Consider the following 22,556-nt stretch of genomic DNA (forward strand, 5'->3'; position numbering starts at 1 on the left):
GGCAAATTTTCTTTGCAAACAACTAGAATTTTATCATGATTGTGGCTTATAACATAAAAAAACCGACAGTTTCCTATCGGTTTTATAAGTTACATGTGATGAACTTAAACTATAATAGTCTTCCAGATGAGTCCACTTTAAGGTTTTTTCTTTTTCCGTCTTTCTCAATTCTTACAAAGTAGGCTTTATCTACATTTTTATCATTAAAGTAATTCACTTTGTAAGTTGTTTGTGCTAAGGTCCATCCTTGGTATTCTTTTACAATGGCATTACGAACCTCTCTAGGCAGAAAAACATTGTTATGCTTTTCATAAGACTTAATAATGTTACCTTCATTGTCAAAGGTTGCTAAAACCCGACTGTGATCTCCTCCTTTTTCTTTAAAAAGAACATCCATACTGTCCATCTTTGAATCAAATTCCTCTGATTCTTTAATGTCGTATAAAGCCACCTCCCGCTGCAATTGTTTGACATCATAAGAGGTATTCTGATCAAATACCTGTTCAAAATAATTGGTGTTGACAGGTTTAAAATTGGCTTCCGTCAAATGCACCGCGTAAAAACCTTCTACTTGTGCAATTCCCTGGCTGGTAAAGCTTAAAAACAATAAACTAATACCAATAATTGATAGTTTTTTCATAACTGATCGATTTTAAGATTAATGAATAAATCATAACCTAAATTGGTAAGTTCACTTTAGTGAAGGGCTTTAAAGAATTTTCTTTACTCGAAATTAATTAGTATTTACTGAGTCTGCTTTTTAGATGGATCAAAGCATTAACTTTTCTCGGCAAATAATTTATTATTGATGGAAAGTGTTTCTAAAATTACTTATTAAATCTTTTAAACAGTGTTAATTTTAAATGAATTAAAGTTAATGTTTTGTCAAATTTTTACTTGCTCCAACTCCTTCCTTAGCTTCATAAAAAAAAGTTTAAATTAAAAAGGTTAGAGTTTTCTTTAGGCAAATTTTAAATAAACCAATGCAACCAAAATTTTCTGATTATGCCATTCATATCTAACAAATTCCTTCAATAATTTGAATTGTATTAATTAGTATGACTTTTAGAGAAGAAAATCAAAAACCTAAACTACATATTAGGTTTTTAATTGGTCCCTAAGTTAATATTTATCTTCAAAACAGAGTGTTCCTAAAAGACATAATTGTTTTTCTAGAAGACACCATTAGTTTTTATTTTGGGTGTACCTAATTTTCTTTTATAAGTTGTATCAACAAAAAAAGTCGGAGATTTATCCGACTTTACAAATTCATTCAAACAATTTGTTTAATAGATATTTACGACTATATCCCAAAAGGTGGGCTAGCAACATTATCTACTGTCCATACCTCCCCTGTAAGTGTAACTATAAAAGCCGTGTTCTGTATAAACTCAAGTGATGTAGGACGATCCAACTCATCGGCGATAGTGGTTAACGTTCCATCTTCATTAATTCTGACAAGGGCACCTGTCCCTGGTTCGGCAGCATCACCATCAGTCACTCCTATCCATGAACCTTGTGATAAACCAAATAAATTTTGACCTCGGCCATATTCAACATCAACAAGCATTGGCGCACCAGAAGCGACATCAATAACTTCTGAAGTATCTGAGATAAATGATACAATTTTACCATCTTCTGGAAAATGAGGAACGGGTCCAGTCTGACTCATATACACCGTATTTCCTTTCACTTCTAAACCTGTTGGCACAATATTGTCAAATACCTTAAATATGGTAATGTCGCCTTCTAGAGTAACCCTATAAACTCTGTTATGATGCCCATCTGTAACTAAAAAACTTCCTTGATAAGTTTCTATAGCAAATTGCAAACCTTCTGGTAAAAAGAAATCTGTTGTTGGAGGGTAGTTATTAGCAAAAAGACCAATATCTGCAACGACTTCATAACTATTTGGCCCTGTTATTTTGTAAATACCATTGACACTGTCAGACCCAAAAAAACTACCTACAAGAGTGACTAAAGCATAAGCCGTATCGTCTATAAAAACCACATCGGTCACACCTCCTATAGGTGCTGGCGACACTGGCAATCCACTTGCAAAGGTTGAAACCTCTCCTGTATTTTTATCAATACGTAAAATACTGCCAGCTGCACCACTTTGAGTCACAAACAAATCACCTCCAGGACCAATTGTACTTCCCATGGCACCACTTGGGAGTGTTGCAAAAAGCATTGGAGCTCCCGGTTCACTATTTTGTTTAAGTGCGGTTTCAGTAGTTAAAGTGTCTTCTATTTTTTCATCAGAAGTACAAGATATCAGTATCATTGACACAACTGATATTAACATTAAAAAGTTTGTTTTTTTCATGATTAATAGTTTTAAAAATTAGTATTCAATTCAAACACTATCAATTACTCTAAAATCTTTAGGAGACAGGATAAAACTCAATTAATTGGATTTATACCCAAGCATAAAATTAATTGAGTTTTTAAGGACTTGATATTCTATGAAGACATTAAATTATTCCTAAAAGTCTCTTTAGTCCTTTTTGCGAAGTTGTGAAGGCGAAATAGCAAATGCCTTCTTGAATGACTTACTAAAATGGGATACATTTTGAAAACCAGAATCAAAAGCTATCTCTGTTACATTCTTATCCGATGTTTCCAAAAGATGCTTTGCATAGGTTAACCTCTTTTCCATTAACCATTTCCCTGGAGTTGTTTTATAGTATTTTTTAAAATCGTTTTTAAAAGCCGTTATACTTCTTTGTGCCAACTTGGCAAATTCAGGAAGACTTAGATGATACATAAAATTGCGTTCCATAATGTGCCTTATGGGTCTTTTATGTTGGCCATCTACAAAATTGAAATATGCTCTGATCGCTTTATTTTGGGGATCCGCCAATATGTTAATGAGCAGCTCCGTAATTTTAAGTTCCAATAAATATTCTGAAGGAGCCTCGTTACCTTGAAAATAAGATAGTAAAGAATAAAAACTACTTTTAATAATGGGATTGATTTGAATGGTCAAAATCTGATCATCAGGTAAGGTCAAGTCAGACTCGACCTTAAAATTTAGAAGATATTCCCTATAGATTTTTTTTAAAAAATCATCATTGAAATGAAATGCCAATACTTCCCAGTCCATATTTTCAAATAATTCCTGGGTATACGCTCCTCTAGTAACCAACAAAGCCTCATCATCAGTTAAATGCCATGATTTGGCACGGTAATTCAAGCTTTTTTTACCTGATAATGTAAAATAAATGGCATTAAAATGGTTGTATAACTCGACTAGTTTCTCTGCTTGTGGGCACTTATAATGTACAATCAAATTTTCACCTACAGAGAATTGCTTGAACACATCTGGATGAGACAATTTAAGATCATATACATTAAGCATTTGATGAGTTTTGTTGGTTATACTCTTTAAGGTACTAAAAATCAACCTTTATCCTAAGAAATTTAGTAAACTAATAACAGTTTTGTACGATTTTAATGATGCGTAAAACCGTAGAAGTAAGTTATTACTTAAACAATCACTTATTTTGGTTGAATATTCTGATTGATATGAAAAAAGTTGTTTGGATCATATTTGGTTTTAACCTTAACTAATCTATCATAGTTATTTTTATAGGAAGCTTTAATCCTATCTTGACCCTCATTCATCATAAAATTAACATAAGCCCCTCCCATAGCGTAAGGTTTCAAGGCATCAAAGTAACTTTTACACCAATGAGTTACTTCATCTGCCTTATTAGGGTCAGGGTCAACACCTACAATCACCTGGGCCCATCTGGCTTCACGGTTAGCCCATGCAGTTTCATCATTTCCAACCTCATGACAGGCACCATCAATAGGATAAAGATGGGTAGTGGAATGCATAGTAGGAATATTTGATCCATATTCGATATTAACCTTAATAGCTTCAGGAGTGAGTTCCTTGATGTAATGAGCTCTCCAATACCACTGCAAGCCCGGAGGATATAAACCATCAAACATGGTATTTAAAGCGGTCATTGGAATTTCACCAACAAAATCCAAAATAGGAGGCCCAAATGCTCTAATTGGTTTAAAAACTTCTTCCCTATTTTCTTCAGGACCGGTATAATTCCAAACAACACCGCATACATTTTGATTCCAAAGATGTTCTGGAAATGGCGGTGCAGGTGGTACTGTCAAGAAGGCAAAAAAGCCATATAAATCATTGGAAGCGTTTTTTGTATGAGCGTCATAGAATTTAATAGCTTCCTCGGCCATTTCTATAGGCCAAAACATAGGACCTGCATACACATTCTTTATTTCGATCAAATTGAATTTAAAACTAACAACCACTCCAAAATTGCCACCGCCACCTCTTAATGCCCAAAATAAATCTGGGTGGGAATCCTTATTGGCGATTACTAACTCTCCATTAGCCAAAACCACTTGACATTCCAATAAGTTATCAATGGTAAGACCTCCCTTTCTACTCAAATAGCCCAAACCGCCTCCAAGAGTAATACCTCCTATTCCGGTGGTTCCAATTATACCACTTGGCAAAGCCAATCCATGAATATGGGTAGCGGCATCTATATCGGCAAGGGTATTACCCGGTTCTACCAATGCTGTTTTGGTGTTAGGATCAACTTGTAATTGTTTCATTTTAGATAGATCAATAACCAATCCATTCTCGACCAAAGCTAGTCCAGCACCATTGTGTCCTCCACTTCTAATGGACACTTCTAAATTATTCTTTCTAGCAAAATTGACAGAATCCACCACATCATCTATGCTTTCACATTGCACTATAAACTCTGGATGCTTATCTATCATTGCATTATAGATCTTACATGCTTCAGGGTATTCTTTACTTGATTTTGTAATTACAGAACCTTGAATTTTTTCTTCTAATTGATTAATAGCTTGTCCCATTTTAAAGTTGATTTTAAGTTAAAAACGATACCAATAAAATTAGTTACAACCTTAGAAAAAGTCCACCTCTAATAATTCAAATAGTAACACAAATGATTCAAAATCAAGCTAAATCACTTTGGAAGGGGAGATACCATATTTCTCTTGGAAGCACTTTGTAAAATAAGATGGATTGCTGTAGCCCACTTCCAATGCTACTTGAGAAACATTTAAATCATTGTTTCTTAAAAGCCCCATGGCTTTCTTCATTTTGATATCTCTAATAAAAGTATTGGGAGATCTACCTGTTAAACCTGTAATTTTTCTATAGAGTTGGGGTTTAGACACCCCTATGGTTTGACTTATATTTTGAATGTTTAGGTCTTGTTTGGCGATATTCTCTTCAGCATATTTTAAAAACTGTTGCACAAAAAGTTCCTGCCGTTGATTGATCACCTTTACATTAGAATTTTCTTTAAATTCTGAATTACCATTTATTAATTTCTGAAAAGATTTGGAAAGAACTATTCCATTAGGGCCTGCCAATAAACTTAAATGTTTCGCATAATCTATGGCTTCTTCAAAGAAACCTTCCTTATGCGTTACTGGTTGACCTTCATTTATCCCAATTCGAACCTCAAAATCAGAATAGTCTTGCTCTTGATTACAAATTGTATTTTGGATATTGATGGCGCAATGCAACGCCATTAAATCATCAGAAAAAACAAAAATTAAAACATCATCAAAATCATTTTTGATTTCACGTCCTCCAAAATTTTCAACAATACTTAAAGCCTTACGCTTCGGGAAATTTGTGAATTCAAATAAAGAAATATCTTGAATATGCTTTTGATTGGTTTTAACAACGGCATCCACAATCATAATATATCTAAACCCTGTATCTACTTCCCCAGAATTCTGATACACTAAACCATGGTTAATGTTATTAGAATTACCTAAGATTAAATCCAATATTCCTGGTTCTACTTCAATGATGTTGCAAGCTACGTCTCCATGTGCCTCTCTATGAACTTGAACACAAGCTTCGGGATTTGGTCCTTCAATCAAACAAAAAATGGTTCCTTCCTTTTCATTGACCCAAAACTGGTGGTAAACCACGCCATATTTATCCTGTGTTTTCTTATCGGCCATATGAGCCTGTTTAACCTCTTCAATGGTTATACTTGGAAACTTGTGATAATCCATGTATAATGGCATAGTACAAATTGTTTGGAGGTTCAAAGGGATGGTAAATCAAGGAATAGATTTAAAGATACGAATTTAAATCCAATAGAAGCGATTTCCAATACGAAGATATTCCTTGGAGGACTTTGTAAACAGAATAAAGAAACTAGCTCTTGAGTACTTAAAAAAGGCCTCCTTGAAAGCCTCCTTTGGTTCTTCCTAAATGATGGTAGGCCTTTTCTGTGACTTCACGACCTCTTGGAGTTCTAATAATAAAACCTTGTTGAATAAGAAACGGTTCGTAGACTTCCTCTATCGTTTCGCCACTTTCAGATACCGCGGTTGCCAAGGTGGTGATACCTACTGGCCCACCTTTGAACTTGTCAATAATGGTGGTCAAAATTTTATTGTCCATCTCATCCAGACCATGAGCATCTACATTAAGTGCTTCCAAAGAAAACTTGGCAATTTTTATGTCTATAGAACCATTACCTTTTATCTGGGCAAAATCTCTAACCCTACGTAAAAGTGCATTGGCAATCCTAGGTGTCCCCCTACTTCTTCCAGCAATTTCAATAGCCGCTTCCATGGAAATAGGCACCTTTAAAATGGCGGCACTTCTTTGAATAATATCTGTAAGTAATTCCGTTTTATAATACTCCAATCTACTACTAATCCCAAATCTAGCTCGCATGGGTGAGGTAAGTAATCCAGACCTTGTAGTAGCACCAACTAAGGTAAAAGGATTTAAATTGATTTGAACCGTCCTGGCATTGGGCCCTGATTCAATCATAATGTCTATCTTATAATCCTCCATGGCGGAATAAAGATATTCCTCAACAATGGGGCTTAACCGATGTATTTCATCAATGAACAATACATCTCTTTCATCCAAATTGGTTAATAGACCAGCAAGGTCACCTGGCTTGTCTAAAACAGGACCTGACGTCACTTTGATACCCACATTTAGTTCGTTGGCTAATATATGAGCTAAAGTTGTTTTTCCGAGGCCTGGAGGGCCATGAAAAAGCGTATGGTCTAAGGCTTCATTTCTAAGGTTGGCTGCCTTGACAAACACATGAAGATTCTCCAGAACTTGATCCTGCCCAGTAAAATCATCAAAAGACAAGGGTCTTAACTTCTTTTCAACATCCAGTTCCTCTGGAGAAAAGTGATCATTTGATGGGTTTAGATTTTCGTTCATACATCACAAAGATAACAAAAAGCCTTTCAGAGTCTGAAAGGCTTTTTGTGTTTATATTATAAAGAATATTAGTGTTGTAATTCTTCTTCCCCCTCCATAAGAGGAATGTTTTGTGGCACAAAGTCTGCCTCGTGTCCAGGCTTGCTATAGTCATAAGCCCAACGGTGAACATGAGGAATGGCCCCTGGCCAGTTTCCGTGGATATGTTCTACTGGAGTAGTCCATTCCAAAGTATTCGATTTCCATGGGTTTTGTTCTGCTTTCTTTCCAAAGAAAATACTTGAAAAGAAGTTGTAAAGGAAAACCAATTGGAATGCTGCTCCAACTAAAGCAAACACAGTAATAACTACATTCACATTTGCTAAATCATCAAACAATGGGAAGTTGGAATTTGTATAATAACGTCTTGGTAAACCAGCCATTCCAATAAAGTGCATCGGGAAGAATACCCCATAAGCACAGATAGCCGTCACCCAGAAGTGAATATAACCTAAGTTTTTATTAAGCATTCTACCAAACATTTTAGGATACCAGTGGTAAATACCAGCAAACATTCCATAAAGTGCAGAAATACCCATTACTAAGTGGAAGTGAGCAACAACAAAATACGTATCGTGTACATTGATATCTAAGGCACTATCTCCTAAAATGATACCTGTTAAACCACCAGTGATAAAGGTTGAAACCAAACCAATCGAAAATAACATAGCTGGATTCAACTGAAGATTACCTTTCCACAAGGTCGTTATATAGTTAAATGCTTTTACTGCAGATGGAATAGCAATCAATAAAGTCGTAAAGGTAAATACAGATCCTAAGAATGGATTCATACCCGAAACGAACATATGGTGCCCCCATACAATAGTTGATAAAAATGCAATAGCTAAAATAGACGCTACCATCGCTCTATAACCAAAGATTGGTTTTCTAGAGTTTGTAGCAATAATTTCAGATGTAATACCCAAAGCTGGAAGTAATACAATATATACCTCAGGGTGCCCTAAGAACCAGAATAAATGTTCAAATAAAACTGGAGAACCACCTTGATAATGTAAAACCTCTCCTTGAATAAAAATATCTGATAAAAAGAATGAAGTACCAAAACTTCTATCCATGATTAACAATAACGCAGCTGACAATAATACTGGGAATGAAACTACCCCAATGATAGCCGTTACAAAGAATGCCCAGATTGTCAATGGTAATCTAGTCATTGACATCCCTTTAGTTCTTAAGTTAATCACCGTTACGATATAGTTCAATGATCCTAACAAAGAAGATGCAATAAAGATGGCCATAGATACCAACCACAATGTCATACCGGCACCAGAACCTGGTTGCGCTAAAGGTAATGCACTTAATGGAGGATAAATGGTCCAACCAGCAGCAGCAGGTCCTGTTTGAACAAACAGAGAAATAACCATGATCACACTTGATAAGAAAAACAACCAGTATGAAACCATGTTTAAGAAACCTGATGCCATATCACGAGCACCAATTTGCAATGGAATTAAAAGGTTACTAAACGTACCACTCAAACCAGCTGTTAGAACGAAGAATACCATGATCGTACCGTGAATGGTAACCAATGCCAAATAGATATCAGCATCCATAACTCCTTCTGGAGCCCATTTGCCCAAAAGAGCCTCAAAAATCACATTTGGTTCTTCTGGCCAGGCAATTTGCATACGAAATAACAAGGACATAATAATCCCGACAACTCCCATGATAGTACCTGTAATAAGATACTGCTTAGCAATCATCTTGTGGTCTTGACTAAAGATGTATTTGGTTACAAATGTCTCTTTATGATGATGTCCATGATCGTCGTGAGCGTGAGTATCTGCGTGTGTTGACATAATCTACTTTCTATATACTTTTTAAAACCTTATTACTTATTTAAAGAATCTTTAAACTCTTTTTGTTCTTTTAACCAAGCTTGGAATTCCTCCTCAGTTTCAACTACAATTTTCATTTGCATGTTGTAATGAGACTTCCCGCAAATTTTGTTACATAATAAAAGATAATCAAATTCATATCTTTCTAAAGCTTCTTCGCCATTAGCAACCAATTCTTTGCTGTTCTCAACTCTAATTTCATTGATATGCTCTACTTTTTCAATGATATCTTGATTTTGTCTCATTTCTGCAGTAGTCACAGTAGGTGTAAAAGCAAACTGAGTAATCATACCAGGTACACAGTTCATTTGAGCTCTAAAGTGAGGCATATAAGCTGAGTGTAAAACATCCTGTGATCTCATTTTGAATAAAACTTTACGCCCTTTTGGTAAATGCAATTCTTTGACAATAATATCATCTTGTGCATTCGGGTCAGCTTCGTCCACACCAAGTACGTTGGCCTTATCGATATCAATTAATCTTACGTTAGCTTTACCTAAGGTATTGTCTGCACCACCATATCTAGCAGTCCAGTTAAATTGTTGAGCATATAACTCAATAACCAATGGATCTTCATCTTCACTTACATTCATGATACTATTCCAAGTAAACAAACCGTAAATGATTAGACCAGCCAATGTGATTACAGGAATAATGGTCCAAATAGCTTCCAATGTATTGTTATCAGCATAGAACAAAGCTTTTCTTCCCTTTTCACCCTTGTATTTGAATGCAAACCAGTGAAGTAAAAATTGGGTTAAAATTTGAACTGCAAAAATGATGACCAATGATATAACCATCAAGTTATCAATTTGAGGTCCGTGTTCTGAAGCAGAATTTGATAGCAAAGGCAAATCACCCCACTTCACCACACTTACAATAGTGATTAAGTAGATGAAGGCCAAAAAGGCTAGCATCAAATATCCATTCAATTTATTATCCTTATCTGTTGCTACTTGGCTATTGGAAGCTCCTACTTGAGCTAAATCAAAGATTTTTACCATTTGCCAAATCGCAACTCCTATAAAAACCAGAATTATGATCGTAAAAAAAGCTGTCATTGTCTTTTCTCTTCTTTAATTAATTTTAATAATGGAAATGTTCACTTTCCTTAATGAATGGATTTCTTTTAACTACTAGTGGCGCCTTGGTAAGTGCGGTAAACACAATAAACAAGAATAAACCACCAAATAACATAACTGCTCCAATTTCTGGGATACCGATAAACCATCTATCACCAACAGTTGCAGGCATAATCATGTTAAATACATCAATATAGTGACCCGCTAGGATAATAAGACCAGCCATAACTACAAACCAAGGAATACGTTTGTAATCGCTGTTCATTAATACCAATAATGGGAATATAAAGTTCATAACCAACATTCCAAAGAATGGTAATTTATAATCTTCAATTCTAGTTACAAAATAGGTAACCTCTTCTGGTATGTTTGAATACCAAATCAACATAAATTGTGAGAACCATAGGTAGGTCCAAAAAATGGAGATACCAAACATAAATTTAGCCAAGTCATGTAAATGGCTGTCATTTACTTGCTCTAAGTATCCTCTTGATTTCAAATACATCGTAATTAAAGCAATTACAGTAATTCCGCTTACAAACATACTAGCGAAAACGTACCATCCAAACAATGTACTAAACCAGTGCGGATCAACACTCATAATCCAATCCCAAGACATCATAGATTCTGTGTAAATAAAGAACACTAAAAATCCAGCTGAGATTCTAAAAGTCTTTTTGAAATAACTATCATCCGTTGCGTTGTCTTGTGCAATGGTAAATTTTCTTGCAAAATGACGGTAAAGTGACCAACCAGCCAAGAAAATAAATCCTCTTACAGCAAACATAGGAAGGTTTAACCAACCTGATTTCCCTTGGATTAATTTATCATGTGCCACTACATCTGGATCCATCCAAACAAATATGTTATAATGCCCTATAGTTCCCGATGCAATTGCAATCAATAATACAATGATCCCTCCAGGAAGTACATATGAAGTAATTCCTTCCATCACTCTAAACAATACGGGAGACCAACCTGCTTGTGCCGCAAACTGAATCGCGTAAAAAGCTAAAACCCCTAAACCTATCATAAAGAAAAAGAAGGCTCCTACATACAGTGCAGACCAAGGTCTGTTTGATATTTGATGTTGCACGTGTTCAACATGTGCTTTATGTTCGTCTACTTGGTGTTCACCTGCTGTTTCCCCATGTGCTGCTGTTTCAGCATGAGCATCAACTTCATGGGTATCATGAGAAGCAACTTCATGAGTAGCTTCTTCACTATGACCACCTCCATGATGTGCTGCTTCTTCTGCAAGCATGGTTTCTACTTCTTCAAAAGATTTGTGGGAAGTCATAAAACCAATTCCTACACCTATTAGGCCTAAAATAATTAAGGCTATAGAAAATATCTTTATTTTACTTGAGATTGTGTACATATCTATAAAATAATCTTATTCTTTCTTATTTTTCTAAGTTAGCTTTTAGGTCTAATACATAAGCTACTACTTGCCAACGTTCTTCTTCGTTCAACTGATTAGCATAAGAACCCATGGCATTTTTACCGTAATAAATGGTGTGATAAACACTACCCTCATTGATAGCTCTACCCGCGTCATCATAACTTGGTATCCCAAGTATTTTTTCACGCTTTACCAAATTACCTTGTCCGTCACCTTTTGTTCCATGACAAATACCACAGTAAACATTATAAAGCTCCTTACCTCTATTAAGATCAACCATGGTAGAATCCAATGGGCTTTTCAAAGTAGCTTTCGCTAAGTCATACCCTTCAGTAGAACCTTCTATATCAAAAGGTATATGTCCTCTAGCCACACTACCTTCTGCGGGTAATTGCGCTTCTACACCATTAGAAAAAGCCTCAGATTCCATATAAGGCTCATAACCTACCGGCTCATACATATTAGGCATAAACTGGAAATTAGGTCTAGAATCTTTCTTACATGCTACAACCGTTAATAAAACTGTTGCTATAACCGTTATTTTAAATAAGCTCTTCATAATATATTAGTGCGCTTCTTTTTCAATTACTTTGATTTCAACTGCTCCAGTTTCACTCAAAAGATCTGTTAATGATTTCTCGTTTCCAGATAAAGCCACTTCCATTAGGAAATGATCATCTGTAGTTCTAGGATCTGGATTCTCAGCGTTTTTAAATGGCCACATTTTACTTCTTAAATAGAAAGTGATTACCATTAAGTGAGCTGCAAAAAATACAGTAAGCTCAAACATAATAGGTACAAATGCAGGCATGTTTTCAATAAAACTAAAACTTGGTTTACCACCAATATTTTGAGGCCAATCTTGAATCATAATAAAATTCATCATGGTAATGGCCACTGTTAAACCAACACATCCGTATAAGAATGATGCAATTGCAATTCTTGTAGGTGCTAATCCCATGGCTTTATCTAACCCGTGTACTGGGAATGGCGTATAAATCTCTTCGATGTGATACTTCTCTGCCTTAACTTTTTTAACAGCAGACATCAAGATATCGTCGTCGTTATATATAGCGTGTATAACTTTTGATGCTTCCATTGCCTAAGATTAGTTTATTAGTTGTTTTGCTTGACCAGACCAATCATCTCTTTCTGCTCTTCCAGGGAATAAGCCAGTGATCTCATCAATTAAATCATATTCTCTTTTTGTCATTCTACTCACTTGTAAAAAAGTGTAGATTCCAATACTATTTAGAGCTTCTTCCATTTTTGGACCAACTCCATTAATTCTCTTCAAATCATCTGCAGCTTCCGTAGTTGGGTCAAATTTACCAACACTTGCCAATAGACTATCTACCTTTTCAGCATGTGCCACTGTAAGATGAGATTCTGCAGTCTCTTGTGGTAACTTATAAACAGATGTTCTTTCATCCGCACCAGTTCCAACTAAACTTTCACCAGCTTCTCTAATTCTCTTATATCGTTGTCCTGAAGATTTCAAAATCGTTTTTACTTCTGCCTGAGCGATAACAGGGAAGGTTCTTGAATACAATAGGAACAATACGAAGAAGAAACCAATTGTACCAATGAAAATTCCAATATCAACAAAGGTTGGAGAGAACATCGTCCAAGAAGATGGTAAGTAATCTCTGTGCAATGAAGTCACAATAATTACAAAACGCTCAAACCACATCCCGATGTTTACAACAATAGAGATAAAGAAAGAGAACATAATACTTGTTCTTAATTTCTTGAACCACATAAACTGAGGTGAGAACACGTTACAAGTCATCATAGACCAGTAAGCCCACCAGTAAGGTCCTGTTGCTCTATTCAAGAAAGCATATTGTTCATACTCTACTCCAGAATACCAAGCAATGAATAACTCAGTAATATATGCCACACCTACGATAGATCCCGTAATCATGATTACGATATTCATCAATTCGATGTGTTGCACAGTAATATAGTCTTCTAGGTTGCAAACCTTTCTCATAATAATAAGAAGGGTGTTTACCATCGCGAATCCTGAGAAAATCGCTCCCGCTACGAAATATGGTGGGAAGATAGTTGTATGCCATCCCGGAATTACCGAAGTAGCAAAGTCAAAGGATACAATGGTGTGTACAGAAAGTACAAGTGGTGTTGCCAAACCGGCTAATACCAAAGATACTTCTTCAAAACGTTGCCAATCTTTTGCTCTACCAGACCAACCGAAACTTACTAAAGAGTAAATTTTCTTTTGGAACGGTCTAACAGCTCTATCACGAATCATCGCGAAATCAGGAAGCAAACCAGTCCACCAGAATACCAATGATACCGATAAGTATGTAGAAATCGCAAATACGTCCCAAAGTAATGGGGAGTTAAAGTTCACCCATAAAGAACCAAACTGATTCGGAATTGGTAATACCCAATATCCTAACCAAGGACGACCCATGTGTATTACAGGGAACAAACCTGCTTGTACTACAGAGAAGATGGTCATTGCTTCTGCAGAACGGTTAATTGCCATTCTCCACTTTTGGCGGAATAATAAAAGTACTGCAGAAATCAAGGTACCTGCGTGACCAATACCTACCCACCAAACGAAGTTGGTGATATCCCAGGCCCAACCAACGGTTTTATTTAAACCCCAAGTTCCAATACCGGTAGATATGGTGTAAATGATACATCCTAATCCCCAAAGAAAAGCTACTAGTGAAATACTAAATACAATCCACCACTGCTTGTTTGCTTTACCTTCAATAGGTCTTGCCACATCCACAGTAACATCGTGGTATGATTTTTCGCCCGTAACTAAAGGTCTTCTAATAGGTGCTTCGTAATGAGACGCCATAATTAATTTATAATTGTTTCTTCGTTAATTTATGCTTCAGTTGTATTTCTCACTTTCACTTGATAAATCACATTTGGTTTAGTACCAACATGCTCAAGTAAATGATACATACGATTATCTTCTTTCAGGTGTGCCACCTTACTTTCCTTATCGTTGATATCTCCAAATACCATTGCTCCACTACTACAAGCAGCAGAACAAGCTGTTTGGAATTCACCGTCTTTTACCGGACGTCCATCACGTTTTGCATCCAAAATTGTCTTTTGAGTCATTTGGATACACATAGAACATTTTTCCATCACACCACGAGAACGTACAACCACATCTGGGTTAAGAACCATACGACCTAAATCATCATTCATGTGGTAATCAAACTCGTCATTATTGCTATATAAGAACCAGTTGAAACGACGCACTTTATAAGGACAGTTGTTAGCACAATATCTTGTACCTACACAACGGTTATAAGCCATGTGGTTTTGACCTTGACGTCCGTGAGAAGTTGCCGCTACTGGACAAACAGTTTCACATGGTGCGTGATTACAGTGCTGACACATTACTGGTTGGAAAGCTACTTGTGGATTGTCAGATGCATGTTCCATCTCCCCAAACTCACTTAATGAACTTCCTAATCCTGAAATGTTATCTTTCTTGTCATTATCTCCAGCAAATGATTCTTCTGAAGAGTAATATCTATCTACACGTAACCAATGCATATCACGGCTACGACGTACTTCTGATTTACCTACTACTGGCACGTTGTTTTCTGCATGACATGCAATCACACAAGCTCCACAACCTGTACAGGCATTCAAGTCAATTGATAAGTTGAAATGGTGACCGATTGAGCGATCAAACTCATCCCATAAATCAACTTTGGGATCGGTTACAGGGGTTTCAACGTGGTTTAAAGATACTTGAGGCACTTCATTCCAATGATGTTTATCCTTGGTATTGAAGATTTCTAAAGTTGTTTCTTTCACGATGTCACCACGACCCATTAAGGTGTTGTGCAACTGAACACAAGCAAATTCATGCTCACCTGCCGCAGCAGAAACAGTTACAGATTGAACTGAGTCAAAGTTTTGGTATAATGGGTAAGCATTAACTCCTGTCTTCATTTCATCCTTTAATCCGGCAGTTCTACCGTAACCAAAAGACAATCCAACAGAACCATTTGCTTGACCTGGTTGAATTAAAACAGGTACATTTTTAACAGTCACACCGTTTACAGTAACATCGGCATAACTTCCGTTAAGCGCACCGTTTGAAACGTGTTTATTCATCAAACCTAACTTCTCAGCATCAGTTCTAGAAACTGTCAAATAGTTATCCCAAGACACACGTGAAATTGGATCAGGGAATTCTTGTAACCAAGGGTTATTAGCTTGTTGCCCATCACCCATACCTGTTTTGGTATATAAGGTTAATTCAAGTCCTTGACTTGAAGCATTTGCCAGTGCCTTAGCTGCAGCTCCTGCAGAAATTGCAGTAGTAGTCGAAGCACTACCTTCACCATCACTAACAGTTTTAGTTGATGTAGAAGTAACGTATTCGTCTTGATTTTCCTTAGCTAAACCAACCCCTACAGCCGCATCATGGATAATTTCTCCTACTTTAGTTCTTTCCTTCTTATCCTTAAGTGAGGTAGTTGTAGTTTCTTCAGTATGGTATGAACCTGTTCCAGCAGGACCAGATACCAATCCACCAGCAACAAAAACACCATCATGAAGCGCTTGGTTAAATGAAGCACCACCTAATAGTCCGCCTCCCCAAGTCTCCTTAATATAGGTATGTAATTTTGTTGCATTTCCATTCCACTTTAATAAAGCTTCCTGAAACTGTCTAGTGTCAAACAACGGACGAATGGTTGGTTGTGTTAAGGCAAAATGTCCTTTTTTAAACTCCACATCACCCCATGCTTCCAAATAATGAGGTGCCGCTGCGATATATTGTACTTTTGAAGAAGTTTCATCTTCTTTCATTGAGAAGGCAACCGATAATTCAACATTACCTAAACCTTCAGCAAATTCTGAAGCATTTGGTAAGGTATACATTGGGTTAACACCACTCATGATGATAGCTCCCACTCTCCCAGATTTCATATCTGAGATCAATTGAGCTACTTCTTCAGTTTTTCCTTGTTTTGTTTTTATTGGAGTAGCTGGGTCAAATGCCTTACTTCCTAAAGATTCATTGATGGCAAAAACAACTGTTTGTGCATTTTTATCTTGAATCCCAGTAACCACGACTCCTTTGCTACCAGCTTTTTTAAGTGCTGCTGCCGCTTTAGATACAGCTTCGTCTGCTCCTTTAGGCAATTCACCAGAAACAGAACCTCCAACAACTTGTGAATATAATTTAGCCAAAGCGACCTTTTGCTGAGAAGGCGTCAAAGGCACACGCTTATCAGCGTTAGCACCAGTCAAAGACATGTTTGCTTCAAATTGGAAATGCTGAGACATTTTTCCATGTTCTGGAACACGTCCTTTAGCATAACCTGAATCAAAACCACCACCTTGCCAGTCTCCTAAGAAATCTGCTCCAAAGGATACAATGGTACTAGCTTTAGAAAAATCATAATCTGCCAAACCTCTTTCACCATATTGAGCTTCAAAGGCATCCAGTGCCGCTGATTCATTAACAGAATCATAAGACACATGCTTGACATTATTATATTTTGATTTGAATTCAGCAATCAATTTTTCAGTAGACGGACTAGCGAATGTTTGCGTGAACAATGCTATTTGCTTTCCTGAATTGCTGATTTCAGTTAATTTTTGGTTTACTTCACTATCAAATGCATCCCAAGTGATGGCTTTCCCTTCTTTCATAGGGCCCTTCACACGTAGACTATCATACAATCCTAATACAGATGCATTCACTCTTGCATTGGCACCACCATTAGTAGTTGCTAAGCTATTATTAAGGATTTTTATTGGACGTCCTTCACGGGTTTTCACTAAAACGCTAGCAAAATCAAATCCATCTGCAATAGTGGTTGCATAGTAATTCGCTTTTCCAGGAATAATCTCCTCTGGTTGAACTACGTAAGGAATTGATTTAATTACTGGCCCTTCACAGGCAGCCAAAGAAGCTGCAGCCGTACTAAAACCAACGTATTTTAAGAAATCACGACGTGTTGTTTTAGAGCTTTCCAAGGATTCTTTATTTCCTAAAAACTCATCCGTAGGAATCTCCTGAACAAATTCGTTCTGTTTTAGCGTCTCAACAATAGAGCTATTATCATTTAGCTCCTCAACACTTTTCCAGTATTTCTTGTTTGATGACATATGATAAAATTGAATTACTTCTTAGTTAAAATTAATAGTGACACTTACCGCATTCTAATCCACCCATTTGGGCAGCTGTAAGCTCCTCTACTCCATATTTCTTAGATAACTGCTCATGGATTTTTTCATAATATCCATTGTCTTTAACTTTCACATTAGTTTCTCTGTGACAGTTAATACACCACCCCATAGTTAAAGGCGAGTATTGATACATGATTTCCATGGTTTCAACTGGGCCGTGACAAGTTTGACACTCCAATCCAGCAACGGTAACGTGTTGTGAGTGGTTGAAGTAAGCAAAATCTGGAAGATTGTGAATTCTTACCCACTTGACCGGCTGAGTTTCCCCAGTATACTTTTGATCGGCATCATTCCAACCAACAGCAGCATATAATTTTTTGATTTCTCCATCATAGAAATCTTTAGAGTACTCTGGAGAAGTTTCCCCATTGTATTCATAAATAGACTTGTGACAGTTCATACAAACGTTCAATGATGGAATACCTGAAGTCTTACTAACACGCGCAGATGAGTGACAATATTTACAATCTACACCATTGTCACCAGCGTGGATTTTATGTGAGAAATGAATAGGTTGCACCGGTTGATAACCTTGATCAACACCAACCTGCATTAAATAACCGTAAACAAAATAGGCTCCAGCTAATAAAAAGAAAATAGCCGTTACCAAAACCAAAAATTGGTTTTGAGCAAATGCCTTCCAAAGCGGAAGTCCTTTTTGATGCTCTGGCAAAGCCACTCCTTTTTCAATAGCAAACCTGTTGAGGGTTTTTCTAACAAGGATTAAAGCAAAAGCCAATAAAGCAAATAAGATAGCTAAAGCACCAAGTATTAATTGGTTTGAAGTTCCAGAATCACCAGAACCTTGAGCAACTCCTACTTGTGCTGTTTGATCATTGGCAGGAGCAGCTGGCTCTTCAGCCGTATAAGCCAAAATATCATCAATATCTTTTTCTGATAATTGCGGGAATGGCGTCATAGCCGCTCCAGCATACTCATCATAAATTTTCTTTCCATAAGCATCTCCAGAACTAATTACTCCTGGACTATTATGAATCCAATCGTAAAGCCAGGTTCTGTCCAAACCTTGCTCATCAGCCAAACGCTGTTCCACCTTACGTAAGGCAGGACCAGTCATTTTCTTGTCAAGCTTATGACAAGCGGCACAATTGGCATTAAATAGTTGCTTCCCTTTTGCTGGATCGCCTTCTTGCGCCAAAAGGGATGTTGAAATCGTCAATAAAAATATCAAGCTGGCATGAAGAAACCTCCTGCTTAATCTACGGTGAGTCACCTGTTTCATATTATTGGTTGAATTAACTTCTAAACTCTGGTACGATTTTTTCATTAATGGTAATAAAAAAATACAGTTATAAAATCTCGGACAAAAGTAACATTTAAAGTCCATTCTAAAAATGTTACAGAAGTGTTAAACACTAATTTAGAGAAATTCTAAATAATAAAATTTATTCAATATTGTTTATTAAGACATACATTTGTATTAAATAAATTCGCTTATGTTGAAACCAAATCAAATCAAATTGAATCTAAGTATCTTGATTACTGTTATTTGTATGGGCACTGGATTTTCGCAATCGGGACAGGTCGAAATCAATCAGGATAAAAAAATAGATCAGCTATTAGCCATAAAAAAAGAGGTAAATGCCTCTAATGAGTATTCAGATCGATATAAAATTCAAATTTTTTCTGGAAATTTAAGTGGTGCTGAAAAATCAGTTACGGAATTCAAGAAAAAATACGAAAGTTGGTCGTGTAAAATGGATTTTGAGACACCTAATTATAAGGTGCGTGTTGGAAACTTTAGAAGCCGCTTGGAAGCAGATAAAGCTCTTGCTACAATAAAAAAAGAATTTCCTGCGGCATTTATATTCAAACCCAAAAGGAGATCCTAATAAGGCATAAAAAAAGGGCGGTTTTTCAACCGCCCTTTTTAATTTTATGGAACTTTATTTAAGTTTCTTTTTTACTTCCACTTCTTGGAAAGCTTCGATAATATCACCTTCCTGAATGTCGTTATAATTTTTCACCTGCATACCACAATCGTATCCTTTAGAAACTTCCTTAACGTCATCCTTAAATCGTTTCAATGAAGTCAATTCTCCAGTGTAGATTACCACACCATCTCTAATAAGTCTAACTCCTGAATTTCTATATATTTTACCGCTAGTAACCATACATCCTGCAATGGTTCCAACCTTAGAAATCTTAAACGTTTCTCTTATTTCAGCTGTACCCGTAACCTCTTCTTTCAGCTCTGGAGATAACATACCTTCCATCGCATCCTTCAAATCGTTAATGGCGTCATAGATGATAGAATATGTTCTGATGTCGATTTCTTCCTTATCGGCTATCTGTCTAGCGTTACCCATAGGTCTTACATTGAACCCGATGATAATCGCATCAGAAGCAGAAGCTAATAGCACATCACTTTCGGTAATGGCACCAACACCTTTATGGATAATATTTACTTGAATTTCTTCAGTTGAAAGTTTTTGGAATGAATCTGTTAAGGCTTCTACGGAACCATCCACATCCCCTTTAAGGATAATATTAAGTTCTTTAAAGTCACCTAAAGCAATACGTCTTCCAATTTCGTCAAGAGTGATATGACGTTGTGTTCTTACAGATTGCTCACGTTGTAATTGGGTACGTTTTGCAGCAATAGACTTGGCTTCTCTTTCATCATCAAAGACATTGAATTTATCTCCTGCCTGAGGAGCACCATCCAACCCAAGAATAGATACTGGAGTCGCAGGTCCTGCTTCAAACACATCATTACCTCTTTCATCATGCATTGCTTTTACCTTACCACTGTGTTTACCAGCTAGAACATAATCGCCTATTCTCAAAGTTCCTGAAAGCACTAGAATAGTAGCTACATAACCCCTTCCTTTGTCCAGGAATGCTTCTACAATAGTTCCAGTAGCATTTTTATCAGGATTTGCTTGAAGTTCCAATAGTTCGGCTTCTAACAATACTTTTTCTAATAGTTCAGCAACACCTTCCCCTGTTTTAGCAGAAATATCTTGGGATTGAATTTTTCCACCCCAATCTTCAACCAATAGGTTCATATTAGCCAACCCTTCTTTAATCTTGTCCGGATTTGCTGTTGGTTTATCAATTTTGTTGATTGCAAAAATAATAGGCACTCCCGCTGCCTGAGCATGGGCAATGGCCTCTTTAGTTTGCGGCATGATGTCATCATCAGCTGCAACCACAATAATAGCAATATCGGTAACTTGAGCACCACGAGCACGCATCGCTGTAAAGGCCTCGTGACCTGGTGTATCTAAGAAAGTGATTTTTTGACCATCTTCTAAGCTCACCCCATAAGCACCAATGTGCTGCGTAATTCCTCCAGATTCACCAGCAATCACATTTTCTTCACGAACATAATCCAATAATGATGTTTTACCGTGATCTACGTGTCCCATCACCGTAACAATAGGAGCTCTGTGTTTTAAATCTTCTGGTTTGTCTTGTACCTCTTCAAAAGATTCCTCAATATCGGCAGTTACAAATTCTACTTCATAACCGAATTCTTCGGCAACAATTGAAAGAGTTTCTGCATCCAGTCTTTGGTTCATGGTAACCATCATACCTAAAGACATACATGCTGAAATAATTTTAGTTACAGGAACATCCATCATAGTTGCTACTTCACTTGCTGTAACAAACTCTGTTACTTTAAGCTTTTTGCTTTCTGCTGCTTCTGCACGTAATTCTTTTTCAGTCTGCTCTCTATGTTGCTCTCTTTTCTCTCTACGATACTTGGCTCCTTTACCTTTAGAGGATTTACCTTGAAGTTTCTCTAAAGTCTCTCTAATTTGCTTTGATACTTCTTCTTCACTAGGCTCTTCTTTCAAGATTGGGCGTTTTCCTTTACCTCCTGGTTTAGGTTTCCCTTTGAATCTGTCGTTATTTCTATCTCCGCCTTGTCTATTGTCTACACCAACACCACCTTTACTGATTCTCCTTCTTTTCTTTCTAGCTGAATTATCACCAGCCTTTTTATCATCATCCTTTTTGACCTCTTTCTTTTTCTTTGGCTTGTTGAATTGAGACAAGTCAATTTTCTCACCAGTGATATTAGGTCCAGAAAGTTTTTTGTATTGGGTCTTCAATTTTTCAGGTTTCGGATCGCCATTTTCATCTAGCTCGACTTCCACCTTTTTAACGGGAGCCTCCTCTGGTTTTTTAACCTCTTGTTTAGGAGCGGCTTCTTTTACAGGCTCCTCCTTTTTAACTGGGGCAGGCTCTGGCTTAATTTCTTCCTTAGCAACCGGAGTTTCTTGAGGTTTTTCTTCCTCTTTTACTGGTTCAACAACCGGAGTTTCTTCTTCCTTGACCTCTTCTTTCTCAGGAGCCTTTTCTTCCTTTTTCTTAGGTTCTAGATCAATTTTACCAACCGTTTTCGGACCAGTAAGGGTAGATTTCGCCTTCACGATTTTCTCTTGCTCTTCCGCCTCTCTTTTAGCTCTTTCTTCCTCTTGCTTCTGAAGTTCACGCTCTCGCTGCAGCCTAAGCTCTTCCTTTTCCTTTTGTTTTGCCTCACTTACTTCTTGGGACGCAACTTTTTTGTCTGCATCCGTTTGAAACTCGTCTGACAAAACTTCGTAAATGTCTTCAGTGATTTTAGTATTAGGACTTTTATCAATATTGATGCCTTTGGAATCCAAGTATTCCACAGCTCTGTCAATAGAGATATTCAACTCCCTTAATACTTTGTTTAATCTGATCGTTCCAGCCATAAA

At 36.8% G+C, this 22,556-nt stretch carries 16 protein-coding genes; 1 reads left to right on the plus strand and 15 read right to left on the minus strand.

Annotated elements, in window-relative coordinates; genetic code table 11:
* Nucleotides 1-109: 109 nt before the first annotated feature.
* The 14 genes from LOK78_RS08120 to LOK78_RS08185 all read right to left on the minus strand — a co-directional run bounded on the left by LOK78_RS08120 (nt 110) and on the right by LOK78_RS08185 (nt 19,084).
* Nucleotides 110-640 carry a hypothetical protein gene (locus tag LOK78_RS08120; protein ID WP_166956076.1) on the minus strand — a complete coding sequence of 177 codons (531 nt, stop codon included), beginning with the start codon at nt 638-640 and terminating at the stop codon, nt 110-112.
* A gap of 663 nt (nt 641-1,303) precedes the next feature.
* Complete coding sequence (locus tag LOK78_RS08125) at nt 1,304-2,329, minus strand: ScyD/ScyE family protein (protein WP_232405817.1); 1,026 nt, start codon at nt 2,327-2,329, stop codon at nt 1,304-1,306.
* 171 nt (nt 2,330-2,500) lie between these two features.
* A complete protein-coding gene (locus LOK78_RS08130; RefSeq protein ID WP_232634547.1) occupies nt 2,501-3,364 on the minus strand; it encodes a helix-turn-helix domain-containing protein in 864 nt (287 codons plus the stop codon).
* A 140-nt stretch (nt 3,365-3,504) separates the two neighbouring features.
* Nucleotides 3,505-4,875 (minus strand): FAD-binding oxidoreductase, encoded by a 1,371-nt coding sequence (locus tag LOK78_RS08135; RefSeq protein WP_232634548.1) that lies wholly within the window; start codon nt 4,873-4,875, stop codon nt 3,505-3,507.
* A gap of 108 nt (nt 4,876-4,983) precedes the next feature.
* On the minus strand, nt 4,984-6,072 hold the full coding sequence (locus LOK78_RS08140; RefSeq protein WP_232634549.1) for a nickel-binding protein: 1,089 nt from the start codon (nt 6,070-6,072) through the stop codon (nt 4,984-4,986).
* Nucleotides 6,073-6,220: 148 nt separating this feature from the next.
* Complete coding sequence (gene ruvB, locus LOK78_RS08145; RefSeq protein ID WP_166956090.1) at nt 6,221-7,243, minus strand: Holliday junction branch migration DNA helicase RuvB; 1,023 nt, start codon at nt 7,241-7,243, stop codon at nt 6,221-6,223.
* Between the two features lie 68 nt (nt 7,244-7,311).
* Nucleotides 7,312-9,102 carry a cytochrome c oxidase subunit I gene (locus tag LOK78_RS08150; RefSeq protein WP_232634550.1) on the minus strand — a complete coding sequence of 597 codons (1,791 nt, stop codon included), beginning with the start codon at nt 9,100-9,102 and terminating at the stop codon, nt 7,312-7,314.
* 32 nt (nt 9,103-9,134) lie between these two features.
* The gene (locus LOK78_RS08155) at nt 9,135-10,202 is read right to left on the minus strand and encodes a cytochrome c oxidase subunit II (protein ID WP_232393394.1); all 1,068 of its coding nucleotides are present in this window, start codon (nt 10,200-10,202) and stop codon (nt 9,135-9,137) included.
* A 25-nt stretch (nt 10,203-10,227) separates the two neighbouring features.
* On the minus strand, nt 10,228-11,604 hold the full coding sequence (locus LOK78_RS08160) for a quinol:cytochrome C oxidoreductase (protein WP_232634551.1): 1,377 nt from the start codon (nt 11,602-11,604) through the stop codon (nt 10,228-10,230).
* A 25-nt stretch (nt 11,605-11,629) separates the two neighbouring features.
* A complete protein-coding gene (locus tag LOK78_RS08165) occupies nt 11,630-12,187 on the minus strand; it encodes a c-type cytochrome (RefSeq protein ID WP_166956100.1) in 558 nt (185 codons plus the stop codon).
* A 6-nt stretch (nt 12,188-12,193) separates the two neighbouring features.
* Entirely contained in the window at nt 12,194-12,727 is a 534-nt protein-coding gene (locus LOK78_RS08170; RefSeq protein ID WP_053970482.1) for a DUF3341 domain-containing protein, read from the minus strand.
* 9 nt (nt 12,728-12,736) lie between these two features.
* Nucleotides 12,737-14,467 (minus strand): helix-hairpin-helix domain-containing protein, encoded by a 1,731-nt coding sequence (locus tag LOK78_RS08175; RefSeq protein WP_082316509.1) that lies wholly within the window; start codon nt 14,465-14,467, stop codon nt 12,737-12,739.
* 29 nt (nt 14,468-14,496) lie between these two features.
* Complete coding sequence (locus LOK78_RS08180; protein WP_232634552.1) at nt 14,497-17,760, minus strand: TAT-variant-translocated molybdopterin oxidoreductase; 3,264 nt, start codon at nt 17,758-17,760, stop codon at nt 14,497-14,499.
* Between the two features lie 31 nt (nt 17,761-17,791).
* Nucleotides 17,792-19,084 carry a c-type cytochrome gene (locus LOK78_RS08185; RefSeq protein WP_232634654.1) on the minus strand — a complete coding sequence of 431 codons (1,293 nt, stop codon included), beginning with the start codon at nt 19,082-19,084 and terminating at the stop codon, nt 17,792-17,794.
* 214 nt (nt 19,085-19,298) lie between these two features.
* On the opposite strand from LOK78_RS08185, the gene LOK78_RS08190 reads away from it, so the two are divergent.
* On the plus strand, nt 19,299-19,694 hold the full coding sequence (locus LOK78_RS08190; RefSeq protein WP_166956118.1) for an SPOR domain-containing protein: 396 nt from the start codon (nt 19,299-19,301) through the stop codon (nt 19,692-19,694).
* Between the two features lie 54 nt (nt 19,695-19,748).
* Here the strand turns inward: LOK78_RS08190 and infB are convergent, their stop codons facing one another.
* Nucleotides 19,749-22,553 carry a translation initiation factor IF-2 gene (gene infB / locus LOK78_RS08195; protein WP_232634553.1) on the minus strand — a complete coding sequence of 935 codons (2,805 nt, stop codon included), beginning with the start codon at nt 22,551-22,553 and terminating at the stop codon, nt 19,749-19,751.
* Between the last annotated feature and the right edge of the window lie 3 nt (nt 22,554-22,556).

Origin of the sequence: Mangrovimonas futianensis, from assembly GCF_021245805.1 — a bacterium.
Lineage (GTDB): Bacteria > Bacteroidota > Bacteroidia > Flavobacteriales > Flavobacteriaceae > Mangrovimonas > Mangrovimonas futianensis.

Excerpts from the sequence above, each read along its gene's own strand:
- LOK78_RS08165 (WP_166956100.1), bottom strand. The coding sequence starts at position 12,187 with ATGAAGAGCTTATTTAAAATAACGGTTATAGCAACAGTTTTATTAACG.
- LOK78_RS08155 (WP_232393394.1), bottom strand. The coding sequence starts at position 10,202 with ATGACAGCTTTTTTTACGATCATAATTCTGGTTTTTATAGGAGTTGCG.
- LOK78_RS08120 (WP_166956076.1), bottom strand. The coding sequence starts at position 640 with ATGAAAAAACTATCAATTATTGGTATTAGTTTATTGTTTTTAAGCTTT.
- LOK78_RS08185 (WP_232634654.1), bottom strand. The coding sequence starts at position 19,084 with ATGAAACAGGTGACTCACCGTAGATTAAGCAGGAGGTTTCTTCATGCC.
- LOK78_RS08140 (WP_232634549.1), bottom strand. The coding sequence starts at position 6,072 with ATGCCATTATACATGGATTATCACAAGTTTCCAAGTATAACCATTGAA.
- LOK78_RS08175 (WP_082316509.1), bottom strand. The coding sequence starts at position 14,467 with ATGGCGTCTCATTACGAAGCACCTATTAGAAGACCTTTAGTTACGGGC.
- LOK78_RS08190 (WP_166956118.1), top strand. The coding sequence starts at position 19,299 with ATGTTGAAACCAAATCAAATCAAATTGAATCTAAGTATCTTGATTACT.
- infB (WP_232634553.1), bottom strand. The coding sequence starts at position 22,553 with ATGGCTGGAACGATCAGATTAAACAAAGTATTAAGGGAGTTGAATATC.
- LOK78_RS08150 (WP_232634550.1), bottom strand. The coding sequence starts at position 9,102 with ATGTCAACACACGCAGATACTCACGCTCACGACGATCATGGACATCAT.
- LOK78_RS08135 (WP_232634548.1), bottom strand. The coding sequence starts at position 4,875 with ATGGGACAAGCTATTAATCAATTAGAAGAAAAAATTCAAGGTTCTGTA.
- LOK78_RS08160 (WP_232634551.1), bottom strand. The coding sequence starts at position 11,604 with ATGTACACAATCTCAAGTAAAATAAAGATATTTTCTATAGCCTTAATT.
- LOK78_RS08130 (WP_232634547.1), bottom strand. The coding sequence starts at position 3,364 with ATGCTTAATGTATATGATCTTAAATTGTCTCATCCAGATGTGTTCAAG.
- LOK78_RS08125 (WP_232405817.1), bottom strand. The coding sequence starts at position 2,329 with ATGAAAAAAACAAACTTTTTAATGTTAATATCAGTTGTGTCAATGATA.
- LOK78_RS08180 (WP_232634552.1), bottom strand. The coding sequence starts at position 17,760 with ATGTCATCAAACAAGAAATACTGGAAAAGTGTTGAGGAGCTAAATGAT.
- ruvB (WP_166956090.1), bottom strand. The coding sequence starts at position 7,243 with ATGAACGAAAATCTAAACCCATCAAATGATCACTTTTCTCCAGAGGAA.
- LOK78_RS08170 (WP_053970482.1), bottom strand. The coding sequence starts at position 12,727 with ATGGAAGCATCAAAAGTTATACACGCTATATATAACGACGACGATATC.